Annotated in this window: 15 protein-coding genes; 7 read left to right on the top strand and 8 right to left on the bottom strand. The window is 57.0% G+C overall.

What is annotated here, in order from left to right; genetic code table 11:
* The first annotated feature begins 148 nt into the window (after positions 1 to 148).
* Both BM131_RS20770 and BM131_RS20320 read left to right on the top strand, forming a co-directional pair.
* The gene (locus BM131_RS20770; protein WP_175499421.1) at positions 149 to 502 is read left to right on the top strand and encodes a thermonuclease family protein; all 354 of its coding nucleotides are present in this window, start codon (positions 149 to 151) and stop codon (positions 500 to 502) included.
* Positions 502 to 675 carry a hypothetical protein gene (locus BM131_RS20320; RefSeq protein WP_175499419.1) on the top strand — a complete coding sequence of 58 codons (174 nt, stop codon included), beginning with the start codon at positions 502 to 504 and terminating at the stop codon, positions 673 to 675. The genes BM131_RS20770 and BM131_RS20320 overlap by 1 nt, the downstream gene beginning before the upstream one ends.
* A gap of 390 nt (positions 676 to 1065) precedes the next feature.
* On the opposite strand, the gene BM131_RS17010 is transcribed toward BM131_RS20320, so the two are convergent.
* Both BM131_RS17010 and BM131_RS17005 read right to left on the bottom strand, forming a co-directional pair.
* The gene (locus BM131_RS17010) at positions 1066 to 2913 is read right to left on the bottom strand and encodes a ParB/RepB/Spo0J family partition protein (protein ID WP_090191384.1); all 1848 of its coding nucleotides are present in this window, start codon (positions 2911 to 2913) and stop codon (positions 1066 to 1068) included.
* Between the two features lie 75 nt (positions 2914 to 2988).
* Positions 2989 to 3384: a DUF3768 domain-containing protein gene (locus BM131_RS17005; RefSeq protein ID WP_090191383.1), complete on the bottom strand. Its 396-nt coding sequence runs from the start codon at positions 3382 to 3384 to the stop codon at positions 2989 to 2991.
* 674 nt (positions 3385 to 4058) lie between these two features.
* On the opposite strand from BM131_RS17005, the gene BM131_RS17000 reads away from it, so the two are divergent.
* The 5 genes from BM131_RS17000 (at position 4059) to BM131_RS16980 (ending at position 11177) form a co-directional block, all read left to right on the top strand.
* Complete coding sequence (locus BM131_RS17000) at positions 4059 to 4586, top strand: EF-hand domain-containing protein (protein WP_139222675.1); 528 nt, start codon at positions 4059 to 4061, stop codon at positions 4584 to 4586.
* A 483-nt stretch (positions 4587 to 5069) separates the two neighbouring features.
* Positions 5070 to 6380 carry an APC family permease gene (locus BM131_RS16995; protein WP_090191381.1) on the top strand — a complete coding sequence of 437 codons (1311 nt, stop codon included), beginning with the start codon at positions 5070 to 5072 and terminating at the stop codon, positions 6378 to 6380.
* A gap of 63 nt (positions 6381 to 6443) precedes the next feature.
* The gene (locus BM131_RS16990) at positions 6444 to 8777 is read left to right on the top strand and encodes a heavy metal translocating P-type ATPase (RefSeq protein WP_090191379.1); all 2334 of its coding nucleotides are present in this window, start codon (positions 6444 to 6446) and stop codon (positions 8775 to 8777) included.
* 181 nt (positions 8778 to 8958) lie between these two features.
* On the top strand, positions 8959 to 10461 hold the full coding sequence (locus BM131_RS16985; RefSeq protein WP_090191377.1) for a multicopper oxidase family protein: 1503 nt from the start codon (positions 8959 to 8961) through the stop codon (positions 10459 to 10461).
* Between the two features lie 257 nt (positions 10462 to 10718).
* A complete protein-coding gene (locus tag BM131_RS16980) occupies positions 10719 to 11177 on the top strand; it encodes a c-type cytochrome (RefSeq protein ID WP_425434316.1) in 459 nt (152 codons plus the stop codon).
* A 133-nt stretch (positions 11178 to 11310) separates the two neighbouring features.
* Here BM131_RS16980 and mrdA read toward each other — a convergent pair whose 3' ends face one another.
* The 6 genes from mrdA to BM131_RS16950 all read right to left on the bottom strand — a co-directional run bounded on the left by mrdA (position 11311) and on the right by BM131_RS16950 (position 17782).
* Complete coding sequence (gene mrdA, locus BM131_RS16975) at positions 11311 to 13248, bottom strand: penicillin-binding protein 2 (protein WP_090191375.1); 1938 nt, start codon at positions 13246 to 13248, stop codon at positions 11311 to 11313.
* On the bottom strand, positions 13245 to 13667 hold the full coding sequence (locus BM131_RS16970; RefSeq protein WP_090191374.1) for a hypothetical protein: 423 nt from the start codon (positions 13665 to 13667) through the stop codon (positions 13245 to 13247). The genes mrdA and BM131_RS16970 overlap by 4 nt, the downstream gene beginning before the upstream one ends.
* A gap of 1 nt (position 13668) precedes the next feature.
* Complete coding sequence (locus tag BM131_RS16965) at positions 13669 to 14442, bottom strand: c-type cytochrome (RefSeq protein WP_342713986.1); 774 nt, start codon at positions 14440 to 14442, stop codon at positions 13669 to 13671.
* A gap of 196 nt (positions 14443 to 14638) precedes the next feature.
* Positions 14639 to 15295, bottom strand: coding sequence for a c-type cytochrome (locus tag BM131_RS16960; protein WP_090191372.1), 657 nt, complete (start codon positions 15293 to 15295; stop codon positions 14639 to 14641).
* 851 nt (positions 15296 to 16146) lie between these two features.
* Positions 16147 to 16908, bottom strand: coding sequence for a MauE/DoxX family redox-associated membrane protein (locus tag BM131_RS16955; protein WP_090191370.1), 762 nt, complete (start codon positions 16906 to 16908; stop codon positions 16147 to 16149).
* 31 nt (positions 16909 to 16939) lie between these two features.
* The gene (locus tag BM131_RS16950; RefSeq protein ID WP_245754286.1) at positions 16940 to 17782 is read right to left on the bottom strand and encodes a DUF305 domain-containing protein; all 843 of its coding nucleotides are present in this window, start codon (positions 17780 to 17782) and stop codon (positions 16940 to 16942) included.
* Positions 17783 to 17869: the final 87 nt, after the last annotated feature.

Raw genomic sequence — 17869 nt, 5'->3', positions numbered from 1 at the left:
CAGTCGCACCCTGAAAGGGCATGGCAGAGGCCATGCCGCGCCTATTTGTGGATTCATAATAAGACCCGCTGTGATAGAAAGGTGGCAGCACCAGATCACCTGAAAAGGCGTGACGAATGTTTAGGCCCCTCGCTATCTGTGTCCTGCTTTGTCCGCTGCCCGCAGCCGCGGAACTAATTTCCGCGTCTTTGATCTATGTCATAGACGGCGACACCATCGACGCAAAGGCGATCGGTTTAGGCTTGTCGGCTTCGACACGCCAGAAACCTATCGGCCACAATGCGACTACGAGCTGGCCCTTGGCCGCGCCGCGACTTCGCGGTTGCGCGATCTTTTGAGAGATGCGCAGCGTGTCGATTTGGTCGTGCTGCCGGGGCGGGACAGATATGATCGCGGGCTTGCCCGCCTGATTGTGCAGCAACTCGATGTGGCTGACACCTTAGTCTCTGAAGGTTTGGCGCGGCGCTACAACGGCGGGAAAAGATTAGGGTGGTGTCAGTGATGCAATATCCGGTTAAATCCTTTTGGCTGGCGCAAGCCAAACCGGATCTTCTACAGCGCAATTCCGTTGATGCTGCAAACGATGCTGACGCGCTGGCGCGTTTTGCTCAAGGGCGGCTCGATGCGCTGTTGCGTGACGCGGGCGCAAGTTTACCCGTTCCACCTCAAAGCTAAGATTGAGTTATGCGCCGCGCGAAGCGCGTTCTGCGCGAATAGCGCAAGGCCGCTTGGGCGAGGGCGAAGACCTGGGCCAAGCGGGCATCACTCCACCTCTGCCCAAAGCATCCACGCAAAGAAAAAAGGCCTCGCATAAAGCGAGGCCAGTTGATTCCTCGCCACAAGGAAATCGGGGAAATTAGGGACAGACTCATATCTGCGGGCCAGTGGTGCAACACCTATCTAGGGTTGCACCGGCCCTGCCTCTAAAAAAGTTCTGAATTTAGGACGGGGCAGCTATCTGCCATGCGGCGCAAGACTTCATCGTCTTTCAATTCATCTAACATCAGCAAGAAGCTGTCTCCGGTCAAAGGATGGTGCATGGCGCGTGTCCGCCCTGCGGTCTGGTCAGGCCATGCCTTCGGGTAGCCATGCGTTGATGCGACAGGTCTGGTCTTCGGACAGGCCAAGGGCCGTGCGTGTTGCTGGATCGGCAAACAGGCATTCTAGTCTCAAAGCCTTCTCGCCCTTCTTCAACTTCTCGAACGTGGTCACGGTGGGGTGGTCTGCGGCCAATCCCAAAAGATCGCTCCATAGGTCATTGAGGTAAGCGCCGTTCACGCGGCCAAAGAAGTTCTCGGCGGTTGGTGTGAAGGTGTCGCGGGTGCGCTTGGCTGTTAGCTTGTCGATCATCGCGCCAAGGTCGGCGTTTCTGATGCTCAACTGACTGACCAGATAGCGGTTCAGCAGGTCCATGATCTTTGCATCGCCCCGCTTGCGAAACTTGGCAAATTCGGCGGCGTGGTCACGGTCGAACGGGCTGCGGTTGTCGGCGTCCGCAACGGTCAGGCGCTTGTCCAGCACATAGCCAGTTTCGGTGGCCGGGACATTTGGCGCCTCGTCTTTGCGCAGGCTAAACGCGGTGTCGTATCCCATCTTTCCGCATAGCTGGAACGCCAGTAGGTGGAGGGCCAATTTAGGATCATCAAGCATCGCATTTTGACGTGCGCCTGTGCTGATCCGGTCCAGATCACGGCCTAGCGTTTCAGAGATTGCAGGCTTCGGGGTCGCGTTTGCTTCGGCATGGCGGGACGGCTCTACAAATCCAGCTTCAACGGCTGCGGCCATATCTTCGGAACGGATAAAGCCGCTTTCAAGCGACACGGTGCCATTGGTCGCAACAAAAAGCACAACGCCAGATAGCGCCCGCTGCAGGTCGGTAAAATCGCCGTCCATCTTCTTCTGCAAGGCGTCCATTTCGGCGGTGCCTTCTTCGTCCAAAGCCTCGGCGTCTGCTAGTTCGGCCAGTTCGTCCCAACGCTCCGCCTCTGCCTCGGTCAATTCACCTTCAATGGCATAGAGTTTGCCAAGGGTTTGGCTCTTGGCAAAATCATAGCCGATGTAGGGTTCGGTGGTTGCCTCGGCCCATTTCCAGCCATGGGCGGCGGGATAGTCGTTGGCTGTCTGGGTCAGCTTTGCGGCGAAAACCTGGTCCAAAATGGCTGGATCGTCAAAGGTGGTGACGTCCTCAAACAGATCGGCACCTACGCGGCCTCCTGCGGCCTTATAGTCGTCCAGCCCCACAAACACGGCGCGGCGGTCTGTGCCTTTCACGTTGTTGGGCTTCAGGCGCGACTTAATCATGTGTTCGCTAAGGCCGCCCCAGCCTTGGGCTACGCGCTCCAAATGAGACGCCAGAACCTCCAAGGTCAGAGCTTCATCGTTGCTCACTGTGAAAGCCGCAGCATGGGACAGGCTAACGGTTCCTGCCTTCAATGCGTCCAGAACAGGGGCGGGCAAGTTTGACAGGGCCAAGCGGCGATAAACGTGCTTCTCCGTCACGCCATAAGCAACGGCAATGTCTGCGACCTTCACGCCGCGCTCGTTCATCATGCCAAAATCGCGGATTTCGTCGGCGGGGTGCAGGTCTTCGCGCTGCGCGTTCTCGCTCGTCGCCCAAAACTCGGCCGTCGCCTGATCGGGGGCCATGCGAACGGTCACGGTCTGAAACCGTTCCTCGTCCTGCAACATCGCAAGGGCGCGGTAACGGCGTCCACCTGCCACAATGGCGACTTTGCCGTCTGCATCGCGCAAACCTGCGGGGTTCTGGATAAGGCCAAGTTTGCGGATGTTTGCGGCCAGCAGTTCAATGGCTTCATCGTTCACGATGCTGCGCGGGTTGAGGTCCGACAGATAGAGGTCAGCGAAAGGGATTTGCGCGTCTGTGACTGCGATGGTTTTGCGATCTACGTTCATGGTTTTGATCCTTGATATGTGGTGAAGGGTTTGGGTGCCGCGCCTCGGTGGGCGCGGCTGGCCGTTTGAACGGCTCTAGTATTCGCTGCGCTGCATGATGGTCAGAACGCGGCGGGTCGCGTCGGTGTCCTCTGGGGTGTCACTGCCAAAGGTGTAGTCAGTGTCGTAAAGGTCGATCTTCCAGAAAAGCAGGATCGCCTTACCCTCGTCGGTCACTTCAAAAGCGCCAAAGGTGTGATCGCCGTAAGGGTCATTGTCCTCAGTGAAGGTCGCAAATCCCTTCACGGCTCCCATGATCCGCATTTGCGCAATCACGGACAGGGCGGATACGCCTTGCGTCACGACGATCTGGCCCTGAACGCTGGGGTCTGCGCCCCAAGTTATGCGGAAAAGGTCATTTTGCTCTGCGATCTTTGCAGTGCGGTCAATCTCGGCCTGATCTTCTGCCGACAAGGTGGTCACTTCGGTCATGGTTTAGTCCTTTGTGGTGGTGCTGCGTTTCCGGTCTTGATGCCGAAAATGGGAGCGGGGTTTCTGGCGAGGAAGCGCGAAGCGCGCCCCTCTCCTGAAAACCTGCCTCCCGGCGAGGGCAGGGGGGGTGCCGCCGCAATGCTGAAATCAAAGCCAAAGGGGAGGGGGATCACCCGGCCTGCACAAAGCCGCAGGCGTAGGAAGGACGGGGACACCGCTTTGGGTGCCGTATTTCAGGGTTGCGGTGGGGGACCAGCGGTCCCCTTCTTTCTTTCTTTTTTCCTGAGCGGCGCAGTGGCGTATCGCGCTTGCGCGAACCCCGCGCCGCGCCCCATGCGATCGTGACCCGCAAGGGCGCATCGGCACGGCCCAGGACGACCATGGCCGAAGGTTTGCGCACTGGCTCAAAGAGACAGGGCGCGGGCCATTCGGACAGGAAGGATGGGTCGGGACGTTGCGGGCGATGGCCGATCTGCCGGCTGGAGCCTGAGAAGCGCGGTGACATGCCCAAAGGGCGGGGCAGGGGCCCTAATTTAAAACAGAAAACAGGTAAACACGTGTCCGTGAAGGCCTCATCTGCGCCCGAAATGCTTGATCCATGTCAACGTAGAAGGGTTTGGATAAACTATGGTTTTTCTCTCGGCGTCATGCCGACCCAATCCAGGAGAGAAAATATGGAAAACTCTAAAAACGTTGTCCTTACAGCTATTACTGCGCTTGGACTTACCGTTGTTGCACTGCCGGTGGCTGCACATCAAAACCCGATGCAGCAGGGCGCGATGATGGGTGATCGAGGAGATATGATGGGCGCAAACATGGACATGATGCACGACCATGGCGGCATGATGGGTAATGGTATGGGTATGATGATGAGTGGGGCCGATACCTACGCCATGACCAAATTCGATACCAATGAGGACGGCACTCTCAGCCCTGAAGAAGTGAGCACTGGCATTCAAGCCGAACTCAAGACTTATGATGCTGACGCCAATGGCACGCTTTCACTTGATGAGTTCGCGGTGATGCACGCTGCTCACACGAGGCCGATGACCGTCCGCGCGTTTCAGATGCACGATCCGGACGGCGACGCGCAGGTGACGGCAGACGAAATGACGGCAATGGCCGCGATGATGCAGAGCCACATGAGCGAGCAGCAGGACGGTGTGCAGGGCGCAGGTCATGGAATGATGGGCAATAACTGAGCCATTTAGGTCGCCCATGCGTGAGTGTCGAACGCTTGCGCGTGGGGAAACTCCCGAAAAACCTTGTAAGAAAGAACGATGATGAATGACTACAGTATGGGTTTTGGAATGGGTTTTAGCTGGCTCTGGGCGATCGTGTGCATTGTTCTCGCGGGTGTCGTAATAGCAGCCTTGCTGAAATATCTGCGTAAATGACACCTTGGCAGGTGAGCGGTCTACGTCGCGCGTTTCACCGCACGATGCGCACGACCTAGATTGGCTCATCCAAAATTCAGAGCCGCGCGGTGAACGGCGGCTCTGGCGTCAGCATTATCGCGCCGCGCAGAGCAATCCGTATCGCCAGGCGTCATCTGCCAGTCGGGCAAATACGTGATCTGCGGAATACGCTAAGGGCGTGCCAAGGGCGGTTCTCGGCTTTGATTTGGTGATCGTACTGCTCTTGGTCAGGGCCACGACGCGGCAGAAAGCCAAGAAGGAAGACTGATGACACAGGTCTACACAAAAAATAGCATTACTCTGCTCGCGGCAATTGCGATGGGCACCGGCGTGATGATCGGCGCGGGTATTTTTGCGCTGACCGGACAAATCGCCGAACTGGCAGGACCGTTATTCCCGCTTTCATTTGTCGTTGGTGCGATTGTGACCGCGTTCAGCGCTTACACCTATGTCAAGATGTCGAACGCCTTCCCGTCTTCGGGTGGGATCGCGATGATCCTTCAAAAAGCCTACGGGCCGACAACGGTCGCCGCGGGGGCCGCATTACTGATGACGTTGTCGATGGTCATCAGTGAAAGTCTTGTCGCACGCACCTTTGGCACGTACGCGATGCGGGCTCTTGGCAGAGAAGCCGATAGCATCCTCGTACCGGTGCTCGGTGTCGGGCTCATCGTGTTCGCCTACTTGGTCAACATTTCTGGAAGTCGCGCCGTGGGACTTTTGTCTATTGTCATGGCAGCACTTAAAGTTGGTGGCATTACGCTGTTTGGGGCGGCAGGCCTTTGGGCGAGTGGGATAACATTTGAGGCGAGCGTCGGAGAAGCCGGGGCTACCGGCTTCGTAGCGTCCGTCGCGTTGTCCATTCTCGCGTTCAAGGGATTTACGACCATCACCAACAGCGGTGCCGAGGTTACGAACCCGCATCAAAATGTGGGCCGGGCTATTGTCGCTTCCATCGCGATTTGTGTCGTCGTTTATCTGCTTGTCGCCTTCGCTGTAGGCTCCAGTCTGTCGCTCGACCGCATTGTGGCGGCAAAGGACTATGCCCTTGCTGAAGCGGCGGAACCCGCACTTGGCAAAACTGGCTTTTACCTCACAGTGGCCCTTGCCCTCGTAGCGACGGCGTCCGGGCTGATTGCAAGTGTGTTCGCCGTGTCGCGGATGCTGACCATGCTGACGGATATGAAGATGATCCCGCACAGCCATTTCGGAATGCCGGGTACGATCAAGGACCATACGCTCGTCTACACCGTAGTGATCGCAGGCTTCCTGACGGTGTTCTTTGACCTGAGCCGCATCGCATCTCTTGGCGCATTGTTCTACTTGGTGATGGATATCATCATCCACATCGGCGTCTTTCGACATCTTCGCCACGACATAAAGGCCCGGGGTTGGGTTTTATTAACTGCAATCGCGCTCGATGCCGTGGTGCTGATGGTGTTCGCGGTATCGAAATGGCAGTCCGATCCGCTGATCGTTATCCTTGGGTTAACGTTCATGGCGCTGGTGTTCCTGTTCGAGCGGGTTTTTCTGGCGCGCCACCCGATCCCCAAAATTCAACATAACCAACACAAATAAGGCTTGCGCTTCCAGCTGCTGGAAGCCCCAAGCAAAAGAAAATCATCAGAAGGTTGCCACAAAATGGAACACGCTCACGGAGACATGGAGACGGTCATTCCTAAGGGCGCTGAGACTGCCAAAGATCCTGTCTGTGGTATGACCGTCGCTATGGGAGCTAAGACGCGTCATGCGGATTTTCAGAACAAGACTTATCATTTCTGTTCGGAAAAATGCGAAACGAAGTTCAATGCCGATCCGTGGTTTTATGCCACTGGCCGCGCTGCCGGGCGAAAGAAGGCCGCCCCGGCTGATGTTCAGTATACCTGCCCGATGCACCCTGAGATCATTCGCGATGCACCTGGGCCTTGCCCTATCTGCGGCATGGCGCTGGAACCGGTTATGCCGACGGACGAGCCCAGTCATGAATTGACAGATTTTACCCGCCGGATGTGGATCTCTGCGGTGGCAGCTGTGCCGCTCATCGTTCTCACAATGGGCGAACTGGTGGGTTTGCCGGTTCGTGACTGGATTGGCCATCAGATAGCAAGCTATGTCGAGTTTGTGCTGGCAACGCCAATCGTGCTTTGGGCTGCTTTGCCATTCTTCAAACGTGGCTGGGACTCGCTGATTAACCGCTCCCCCAATATGTGGACGCTGATTAGCTTGGGCGTGGCGGCGGCCTATCTCTATTCTATCGTGGCCACATTTCTGCCAGGCATTTTCCCTGAAGTTTACCGGATGGGTCAGGGTGTCGGCACGTATTTTGAGGCGGCGGTTGTCATCATTGCGCTGGTGTTCGTTGGCCAAGTTTTGGAACTGCGGGCACGGGAACGCACCGGTGATGCGATCCGGGCGCTTCTTGATCTCGCGCCAAAGACTGCGCGGCGTATCCTGCCGGATGGATCGGAATACGACGCACCGCTGGAAAACGTTATGGAAGGCGACCGCCTGCGTGTGCGTCCCGGTGATGCCGTGCCGGTCGATGGTACGGTAATCGAAGGACGCTCCAGTCTGGACGAGGGCATGTTGACCGGCGAATCGATGCCTGTTGAAAAGGGCCCGGGCGATGCGGTGACGGGTGCCACGATCAATAAGAACGGCTCTCTGGTCATTGAGGCGAGTAAAGTCGGCGCAGATACAGTTTTGGCGCAGATCGTTGCTATGGTGTCGAACGCACGACGGTCACGCGCGCCGATTCAAGGTATGGCGGATCGGGTCGCGGCTGTCTTTGTGCCGACCGTGGTGGGGGTAGCAATCCTCGCCTTTGTACTCTGGATGATCTTTGGCCCAGACCCTGCGTTAGTCTTTGCCATCGCAGCGGCTGTCTCGGTACTGATCATCGCTTGCCCCTGCGCCCTTGGGCTGGCGACGCCGATTTCGATCACGACGGCAGCAGGGCGGGGCGCACAAGCGGGCGTGCTGATCAAGGATGCCGAGGCGCTTGAACGCATGGCGGGGGTCGACACGCTGATCGTGGATAAAACCGGCACGCTGACGATGGGCAAGCCAAAGCTGACTGATACAATAGTCCTTAGCGATGTGACCGAGGCTGACATTCTTTCCCTGGCCGCAGCGCTCGAGCGTGGCTCTGAGCATCCACTGGCTGAAGCCATCGTGGAAGGGGCCGAAGCGCATGGTGCGATACGCCAAGAGGCTACGGACTTTGAGGCGGTCACAGGTAAGGGCGTGCGTGGCAAAGTCGGCGGGCGGGCCGTGGCGCTTGGCAATTCTGCGATGATGAAGGATATGGATTTGGACACGGCAGACGCCGATGCCAAAGCTGACACCCTGCGGACCGATGGCAAGACGGCAATGTTTGTTGCGGTCGATGGCACGCTGGCCGGGATCGTTGCGGTGGCCGATCCGATCAAAGAATCGACAGCGCAGGCGATCAAGGAACTGCATGCACAAGGTTTGCGCGTGATCATGGCGACGGGCGACAACGAACGTACTGCGCAAGCGGTTGCCGGGAAACTGGGGATCGACGAGGTGCGTGCCGGTGTATTGCCGGAAGACAAGAAGACGCTGATCGATCAATTGCGAAAGGATGGCCACAAGATCGCAATGGCAGGCGACGGGGTCAATGATGCACCGGCGCTGGCTGCTGCAGATGTTGGTATTGCCATGGGCACTGGCGCCGATGTTGCAATGGAAAGCGCGGGTATCACTTTGCTAGGTGGTGATCTGATGGGCATTGTACGGGCACGCAAACTCGCCCATGCAACATTGCGCAATATCAAACAAAATTTGTTCTTTGCTTTTGCCTACAATGCACTTGGGATCCCTATCGCGGCTGGGCTGCTCTATCCCGTCACCGGACTGCTTCTATCTCCGATGATTGCGGCTGCGGCAATGAGCCTCTCCTCAGTTTCGGTCATCGCCAACGCACTGCGATTGCGCCGGGTGAAGTTGTAGCGCGCAAGGTCCCGATGAATCTGAGGCAACCACATTGCGTTCGAGTACTTCACAGCAATCACGGGACCGCGAGCTGAAGAGGTCATCCTCAAATGGGACTTGCCTTCCCACACAGGAAGGTGAGTAGCGGAATCCCTTAACCAGATCTGTTTCCCAAATCAGCCACAACGGAGCCTTTTCAATGCGCGACCAATACGCCATCGACCGCCGTCACTTTCTGGCCCTTGCTGGGTCCACCACGCTCGCTGCAGGTCTGGGCGTCAACTCGGCAGCGTGGGCTGCGAGCTCCCGTCAATCGTTGACAGTTGGCACACGCACGATTGAGGTGAATGGCAAGGCTGCGACCGTCTTCGGGATTACGGATGTTGAGGGGCGCTCCGGTTTGATCCTTGACGCTGCGGGCGGGTTCAACGTGTCGTTGAACAACACGACCGACGTGGCCACAATAATTCATTGGCACGGGCTGACGCCCCCGTTCGGTATGGACGGTAACCCTTTGTCTCAGGAACCGATCGCGCCCGGCGCTTCTATGGATTACAGGTTCGATCTGCCGCGCGGCGGCACGAATTGGATGCATTCGCATATGGGTCTGCAAGAAACGCAGCTGATGGCCGCCCCCCTCATTGTCCGTGACGGCGAGCCACAAATGCAGGAAATCGTCGTGCTGTTGCATGATTTTTCATTCACACCTCCGGAGGAAATCCTTGCGACTTTGAAAGGGAGTGGCGCAGCAGTCGCCGGATCCGGCACAGCAACGATGGACATGGGGGGCATGGCGGGGATGGACCATTCAGGCATGAGCGGGAACGATAGTACCGCGGCCATGCCGGGAATGGACATGGGCGGCATGGCGATGGGTGCCATGGACAACATGGACATGGACCTGAACGATATCTCTTTTGATGCCTATCTCGCCAATGACCGCACATTGTCCGATCCTGAAGTCGTGGCTGTCGACAAGGGCGATACTGTTCTGCTGCGGATTATCAACGCAGCTGCATCGACGAACTTTTGGGTCGATCTGGGTCAGATCGAAGGTACTGTCATAGCCGTCGATGGCATGCCTGTGCAACCGTTGCGCGGTAGCCAGTTCGGGCTGACAATGGCGCAACGCATTGATATCGAAGTCACGATGCCGACCGATGGGGCCGTTGTTCCGGTACTGGCGCAGCGCGAAGGTGATACCGCTCGCACGGGGATCGTGCTGGCCCCGACGGGTGCGACGATCACAAAGATGAGTGAGACTGCAGACACGAAATCCGCACCGGTCCTGCTGGAGATGGAGCAGCAGCTTGTGGCCGCATTTCCACTTTCGGTCAGACCTGTGACGCGTCAAATCATGGCGATGCTGACAGGCGACATGCAGGCCTATGTCTGGGGTATCGACGGGCGGACCTACGATAACCGTCAACCGCTGGAAGTGGCAGTCGGAGAACGCGTCGAGATCACGATGCATAACATGACCATGATGTCGCATCCCATGCATTTGCACGGACATCATTTTCAGGTTGTTGGTCTGGAGGGGCGTAAAATTTCCGGCGCGATGCGGGATACGGTTTTGGTCCCATCAATGGGGATGGTCACGATTCAGTTCGACGCTGACAACCCCGGCGAATGGCCGCTGCATTGCCATAACCTTTACCACATGGCGGCGGGCATGATGACGACAGTGAAATATGTCTGACCTGAGCCACACAGAGGGTCGAACTAGTTTCGGGCTATCATCCTGTGATTTGAGCCGCGCCTTGCAGCCTGGGCATCGACGCATTGATAGTCGCGCCTAAACAGGGTTGTCTTGCCTGACACGTTTTGCATTCCAAATCGGGCATGCGAAACGTCGCCACTTTAATCGTGCAGGTGATTGTCTGTGAACAAGGCGGGCTTTGAAGGGAACCTTCACGGGACATGCGGCAACTGAGCACCTGAGAGACGAGGCACAAATTGAACAACACATATAAAGCGATCATAGCGGTTTTCGTGCTGAGCAGCTTTGCCTTTTACTGGGCCGCCCGATACGCTGCACCCCAAGATGGACGTCCATCCATGCCGCCCCCAGATACAAGTACACTGGCTGAAAATGTGCCGATGGTCGACGTTGTGGTACCACCCGAACTTTCAGCCGACGCCCTTATGGGGCAACGTGGCTTTGAGGCTAAATGCGCTTCGTGTCATGGTACGAATGCTGCAGGTCAGAATGGCGTCGCCCCGCCGCTGGTGCATAAGACCTATGAGCCTAACCACCATTCTGACATGGCATTCGTTCTAGCGGCCAAGAATGGAGTACGGTCGCATCATTGGCGTTTCGGCGACATGCCCCCGATTGATGGCGTCACCAATGCCGATGTTCTGATGATTGCGCGCTATATCCGTGAACTTCAACAAGAGAACGGAATATTTTGACGTCGGACAAAAACTGCATTTTCAATACTGACGGCTGCGTCTTCGACAGCAAGGCGGTCATTCATTCTTTCACATCCATAAGCCAATCGATGCGATACCTTGGTTCGTTCTTTGGGGAACAGTTGTGTGGTAGCTATGTCCGCTCTTTTTGCGCGTGACGATCGATTGGCAGGATTGATGCGCTCAGCTCATCCAAGCTTGTTTGCATGCGACCGCGTTGATCTGCCGGGTAAGCCTCAACTGGGGGCAGCCCGCCGTTCAGATGAAATAGAACCAGATCACGCGCGATGGGGGCTGCGGCAAGCGATCCGCCACCGCCATGTTCAACGAGGACCGATACCGCGATGCGCGGTTGCGCTATAGGCGCAAAAGCAGTGAATAGCGCATGGTCTCGGCGGTCCCATGGAAGGTCAGCCTGACTGCGTACGCCAGCGGCCCGTTCTGCCGCCGTTATGCTAAAGACCTGACTCGATCCAGTCTTGCCCGCCATTGTCTGCCCCTCAGCCACAATCCGGGATGATTTCGCAGTGCCGCGTGCGGCATTGACGACATCTGTCATTCCGGCATGAACAAGCGCTAGGGACGCGGGTGCCAATCCCATGTCTGTAAAACCTGGTAAATCACTTGCGATTTGAGGCTTAAATAAGCGTGGGGTCACGTTTTTTCCGGACGCAATTCGCGCTGCCATGATCGCAAGTTGCATCGGCGTGGCCAGCACAAAACCCTGCCCAATAGATGCGTTGATCGTATCGCCAATCAGCCACTCTTTTCCGTAGCGCTGCATTTTCCATTCCCGGGACGGGTTCAGACCCGACGCAATTCCTGAGAGGGGGAGATCAGGCCTCTCGCCCAGACCGAGTCTCGCGCTCATGGCATGTAGGTTGTCGATCCCCACCCGCCGGGCAGCCTCGTAGAAGAATACGTCACAGGACTCGCGCAGGGCACCACGCAAATTGATACGGCCATGTCCGCCGCGCTTCCAGCAGTGGAATCTTCGACCACCGATTTCGACAAACCCCGGGCAATAGACTGTCTCGTCGGGACTGACTTGGGCCCCCTCAAGTGCTGCAAGAGCCAAAGACATCTTCAAGACCGAGCCTGGCGGATACGCACCCTGAACGACCTTGTCCGAGAGGGGTCTGTATGGGTCGTCGCGCAACGCATTGTAGTCCTTCGAGGAGATGCCATCGACGAAGAGGTTCGGATCGAACGTAGGTGCCGAGGCGCATGCCAGCAGGTCACCGTTTTGAACGTCGATGACCACGGCCGCGGCACTCTGGCCAGCGAGCCGGGCCAGCGTAAAGTTCTGAAGATGATGATCGATCGTCAGTTGCAGGTCCGCCCCGGACACAGGTGGGACCTGGTCCAGACTCCGCATGACACGGCCTGCTGCGTTAACCTCAACCGACAGACGGCCGGCGGTGCCGCGCAAGGACGCCTCTTCGGCCTTTTCAACACTGATCTTGCCGATATGGAAGCCGGGCATGGCCAGCAGGGCGTTGTTACCGTCGTTGTCTTCGACGTCCTGCGCATTGGCACGCCCAACATAGCCGACAATATGGGCAAAATCGGTCCCGAAGGGGTAAACCCGTTGAAGCACGACATCTGCCGAAACTCCCGGCAAAGCAGGGGCGTTAATCGAAATCTGTGACAGCTCATCCCACGTGATGTCTTTGGCAACCGTGATCGGCACGAAGCTACTACGCTCCGCCATTTCCTCCAGAATTTGCCTCAGGTTATCGTCAGACAGCCCTAGGATCATCTGTACGTGCGCAAGGACCTTTTGGGCATCGCCTGCCCGCTCGCGCACTATGGTCACCTGATATGTCGGTCGGTTATCAGCAAGAACAGCTCCGAACCGATCCAGAATACGCCCGCGGGGCGGGGCGATCAGTTGCATGCTGATCCGGTTTTCTTCTGCCATCGTGCGAAATGTGTCGGCCTCATCGATCTGCATCTTGTGCATCCGCAAACCGAGCGCGCCTACGACTGTCAGTTGGGCGCCGCCCAAAATCATACCGCGGCGCGTTATCCGGGGAGATGCCTTAGGGTCTATATGCGTTTTGGTCATGACATGACCCATGCCGTGGCGAGGGCCGCGCGCCGGGCTGCGATGTTCCGATAGATGCCGACGGCCAGAAGGATCAGCCCCGCCAGAGCGATGTAGGGCCGGACAGGATCGAAGTACGCCAACAACAGGGGGCCGCCGAAGACTAGCATCAGGATTTTGTTGCAAACAGGGCAGGCGATGCCGATGAAGGACAGGACGCCCCCGATCCCGGCCCGGCGTGCGCCACAGGCCGTGAAGCGGACTGCAAAGAATACCCCGGTCAGAATAGCCAACAAAAGCACCGCAGGAAATTCCCAGACAGCAACGCTTGTCATCCGGGTGAACCAGGGGTTGGACCAGACTGCAGTGATCGTGCCGACACTCGCGAAGGTGGTGAGGCCCCATGCCAGGCCGGTCCATGGGCGGTAATGAAACTCCATGTTAGTTTCCTCCGCTTTCCATGCCGGCCATACTGTCCATCGAAGAAACCGCTGCATTGGTTGGCAATCCAACGCTGATCTGGCCTGACGGGGTCAGCAGATAGGTTGCAATCGCTTCACGGTCCCCCTCGGTCAGCATCCCGGTGCCTTGCGCTATGGCTTCGGCCATACTTCCGCCCAGTACGTCGCCGTCTGGTGTGATTCCTGTCCGCAGGGCATAGGCCATGTTGGCAACGGTCCACCCCCGTGACAACAGGTCTTCGGTACTGATCGAAGGGGCTTTGCTACCTCCCGGCAAGTTGGTGTTTCCTTCCAATTTTGCATTGGCGTCGAGCCCGCCGAACAATCCGCGTTTGGTGTGACAGGCTCCACAGTGCGTTGCCTTGTTCACCAGCTGTTGTCCGCGGTTCCAAGCATCCGACTGCGCCATGACAGGCGTCGTTTCAGACTGTGTCATGTACCGCGCCCGCCACAGCTTGAGGCCCCATCTAAGGTTGAATGGAAAGTTTAAATCGTGCTGCGCTGTGGGAACAGATACGGGCGGCACTGTGCGGAACGCTGTCCAGAGATCTGCCATGTCCTGATCGGTGAACTGGTTGTAAAATTCGTAGGTGAACGCAGGATAATAGGCCTTTCCATCGGGTCTGACTCCCTGCCGCACGGCAACAGCGAACTGATCCAACGTCCAGTCTCCGATGCCATGGACCGGATCCGGCGTTAAGTTCGGCGGGACAAAACGGCCAAAAGGCGTGTCCAAAGGTGCTCCGCCTGCCATCGCGGCCCCTCCCATCTTAACGTCAGTGTGGCATGCTACGCATCCCGCAGACCGGGCAAGATAGGCACCACGCTTTGCATCACCTTCCATCATACCAAGTGTGACAGGCTCCATAATGGGCCAGCGTGCTACGATAAAAATGCCAGCAGCCGCGAAGATAGCTCCTAAGATCAGCGGAACGACGAGTGATCGCATATCAACTACCCCGCCGAAATTGGCTGTGGCACGCCGCACAGGTCTGACTAACCATTTCAAAGGCGGCCGGTGCGGCCATCATGGTATAATCAAGAGAGCTACTTTCACGCTCCTCCGGCAGAACTGTTGGGCTTGTGTGCGCATCAGCCGTCGGTTCGACACCCATTAGTTGTGCCACGGTCAGATCCTGCGATGGCTGCACGACTGCATCAGTCATACCGACCATGTCGGACATGTTATTCATCGCTTCCATGTCATGAGGCGGGCTTGGCGGCTCCGGCGCGGTCAGCCCGTTGGGTATGGCCATTGCCAATCCAAACGCCTGACTTTCCAGCAAATCGGCCAGATCAGAAAAGTCATCCCATCGCTCCCATAGCGCTGGCACCGCGTAAGATGTCGCGGGAATAGCCTCTTCGGGAAAGAGTTTCACCATGCCGCCGCCGGCGTGTGCCATGATGGTCGCGGCACCCTTTTGGGCCGCGGCGACATCATAAGGGACCTCCCCGCGCATCATTGGCGCAAGTTCTCCCATGACTTTCTTCATGGCGGACATACCGTTCATCCGCTCCAGCACGACGCCTGTGGCTCCACTATGGGCAAGTGCAGCGGCGCCCAGCGACGATGCAATGATCGCGCCGATCGTTATTGATCGTTTCATATCTGTCTTCTTTTCAAATGTGGCAATGTGGCGAAGCAGTCCCGGTCGAGGACATGGCTTCAGATGCGCGGTGGTGGCACATCGGACCGGTGGCCCACCTGGTCTGTCACGTTCGAAATCGCTGGCCTTGTATGCAATGCAGCCTCAAGAGCCGGCTTGTCCGGAATGGGGTTCGTGATCCCGATAACCAATCCACAGGCATTCATGACATGACACCCCGAGGCTGTAGAATGGCTGGGTGTCGCTATCGTCGCGGACTGTGCGATGGCGTGAGGGTGAACATGGGCGTCGAAGGCGGGTTGAAGGTGCCCGCCGTCTAGAACAAGCATGACGACAAGAAGTGACATGAGACCAGATGCCAGGCGCGCCACAATTCCCCGAGGAGACCGCGAGAGAGGTCGGCCCACCAAAAGACGGTAAATATCCGTCGCCCATGACATTTGCCAGCCGAACACACGCCCGCCGCCAAAACCCACAGGCGTTGCTTTGGTTTGCGTTGGATGAAAGGTGGTCATACTGCCTGCACGCCGCATTTGAACGGTTGTTATTGCGAAAGCTTGAAACAGGTTCCAGCGCAGGAGGGTCAAAACCTTTTTGATGCGATCAGATATTTAGACTGAATTGTGGTGATAGTGTAGTGTCTCTCAGTTTTTGAATGGTCGGCAGAGCGCCAAATTTTAAAATCAAAAGATGACGGCACGCAGGGATTGCAGGTCTTATGCCTCTTTAGTCTAGGCCCCTACATTCTCCGCGCCATTCACCCATATTGCTCACCTTCTCCTTCCCCTCATGTGAGAGGTATACCAGCGCTGTCGTATCGTCATCTCTCATGACGACTGACTGGAACATCGTCATGTCAAAAACAGGGCCAGCATCACAACCGACATTGCGACCATCCCCAGATTTTCGGTCAGCGATACGAAACCCAGTGGCACGTTGCTGTCGCCGCCAACGCAGGCGCATTTTAACTCGCGTTTGTCGATGTACACGGCTTTGAACACGCTGACAGCTCCAATTGTGCCGATCAACAGTGCCAACGGCGTTGACAGCCATGTCGCAACCATCGCGGTCATCAAAATGCCTGCGCCGGTCTCGATAAACGGATAAATGTAGCCGTAGCGTACCCAACGCTTGGCGAGCAGGTCGTAATTCAGGAACATGGTCGAAAAACTCTCAATGTCTTTGAGCTTTTGCAGACCCAATAGTATCATTGACAGTGACACGAACCAGCCCAGCGTCTGCCAAGCCAACAGGGTGCCAAAAGCATACCATGTGAACGCGACAGCCGTCAGTGCGGCGACTGAGAATAGCGCGATAACAGGGGTATAGGACAGTCCATCATCCGCCGGGTCAGCCTTACCGAAGAATACCAGAAGATCTTCATGGCCGCCGATCCGCTGACCGTCGATGAAGGTCTGCGGCGTCGTCTTGACGTCGTGTTCCGCCTTGAAGGCCTCTGTCTCTTCTTTGGTCTTCAGGTGGTGATCTTCGACCTTGTAGCCGTGCCGTTCCAGCAGGTCTTTGGATTTAAGGCCATAGGGGCATGTGTGCTCTGACATGACCATCCGGTAGAGGATAGCCGATTTGGCATCCGCACTATTGTCTTTGGGCATGAGGCAGACTCCTTATCTTTCGTAACAGACTTCAGCCTGCGCAGGTCCAGTAGCCATCGTAGCCGACAGTTAAAGGTTGTTCTGCGGTCAGGTCGAAGAGCAAAGTGGCTTCATCTTGAGCGGCATTGGGCGTGACCGTTACACGCAGGCCTTCCGCCTGGGCCGCAACGCCAGCATCGCCAAGGGCCTCGCCTGCCGTCAGCATAACCAGTTGGCCAGATACCTTCGTCACCGATGCACCATCCGCAGAGACGGCGAATACAGGACCCGCGTCGATGCCACGACGGAAATCGCAAACAGCACCGGCGGGTAGGGCGCGGGTAATTTCTTCGTCGCTCAATGGTGCCAGATCCACAGAGGCGATGACGGCGGATGACAATGCATCAGTCAGCGATGTCACCTCGGCGGGAACATCGGTTTCGCCCAACGGAAACGTCGCCTGTTCGCCATTGGCTTCGATGTCGGCAATCATCCAGCGCATTTCCGCAATTTCACGGTCCTGTGCCTGCACAATCTCATCGGCCAATTTGCGAACCCGGGGGTCCGTGATGTTGGCGCGCGACGACGTCAGGATTGCGATAGAGTGGTGCGGGATCATTGCCTTCATCCACGCGACGTCACCGACCGTTTCCTGTGATCGTACCAACCAGAGCGCCAGCGCAAAAACCACCGCGGAACCGCCAAAGATGGCCATGTTGGCTGTGTGGTTCTTGTACATGCCCAGCATAAACGCGAGCATGATAATCGCCATGATCGCACCCATGTAGAGCGCCATCCACATACGGGTCTGCGAGAAATAGATATGCTCAAAAGAGTACGAGTTCAGATACATCAGACCGAACATGACCACCGTGGAGGTAGCGATCTGTTGCAACCAAGTTAGAATGTCCCTCGGTGTGCAAAGTAGAAATGTCTCAGGTGCGGTGTTGCAGCATGGCTGGGCAGGGCGGAGACGTCATCT

The sequence above is a fragment of the Loktanella salsilacus genome (genome assembly GCF_900114485.1).
Taxonomy (GTDB): domain Bacteria; phylum Pseudomonadota; class Alphaproteobacteria; order Rhodobacterales; family Rhodobacteraceae; genus Loktanella; species Loktanella salsilacus.
Note: the sequence above shows the minus strand (reverse complement) of the source record. Positions and strands in the feature narration are given on the sequence as shown.

Bases quoted from the DNA above. Each gene is read 5' to 3' on its own strand.
- BM131_RS17010 (WP_090191384.1), bottom strand. From the start codon at position 2,913: ATGAACGTAGATCGCAAAACCATCGCAGTCACAGACGCGCAAATCCCT.
- BM131_RS16965 (WP_342713986.1), bottom strand. From the start codon at position 14,442: ATGGCAGGCGGAGCACCTTTGGACACGCCTTTTGGCCGTTTTGTCCCG.
- BM131_RS16995 (WP_090191381.1), top strand. From the start codon at position 5,070: ATGACACAGGTCTACACAAAAAATAGCATTACTCTGCTCGCGGCAATT.
- BM131_RS16990 (WP_090191379.1), top strand. From the start codon at position 6,444: ATGGAACACGCTCACGGAGACATGGAGACGGTCATTCCTAAGGGCGCT.
- BM131_RS16970 (WP_090191374.1), bottom strand. From the start codon at position 13,667: ATGGAGTTTCATTACCGCCCATGGACCGGCCTGGCATGGGGCCTCACC.
- BM131_RS20320 (WP_175499419.1), top strand. From the start codon at position 502: ATGCAATATCCGGTTAAATCCTTTTGGCTGGCGCAAGCCAAACCGGAT.
- BM131_RS17000 (WP_139222675.1), top strand. From the start codon at position 4,059: ATGGAAAACTCTAAAAACGTTGTCCTTACAGCTATTACTGCGCTTGGA.
- BM131_RS16960 (WP_090191372.1), bottom strand. From the start codon at position 15,295: ATGAAACGATCAATAACGATCGGCGCGATCATTGCATCGTCGCTGGGC.
- BM131_RS16955 (WP_090191370.1), bottom strand. From the start codon at position 16,908: ATGCCCAAAGACAATAGTGCGGATGCCAAATCGGCTATCCTCTACCGG.
- BM131_RS17005 (WP_090191383.1), bottom strand. From the start codon at position 3,384: ATGACCGAAGTGACCACCTTGTCGGCAGAAGATCAGGCCGAGATTGAC.
- mrdA (WP_090191375.1), bottom strand. From the start codon at position 13,248: ATGACCAAAACGCATATAGACCCTAAGGCATCTCCCCGGATAACGCGC.
- BM131_RS16985 (WP_090191377.1), top strand. From the start codon at position 8,959: ATGCGCGACCAATACGCCATCGACCGCCGTCACTTTCTGGCCCTTGCT.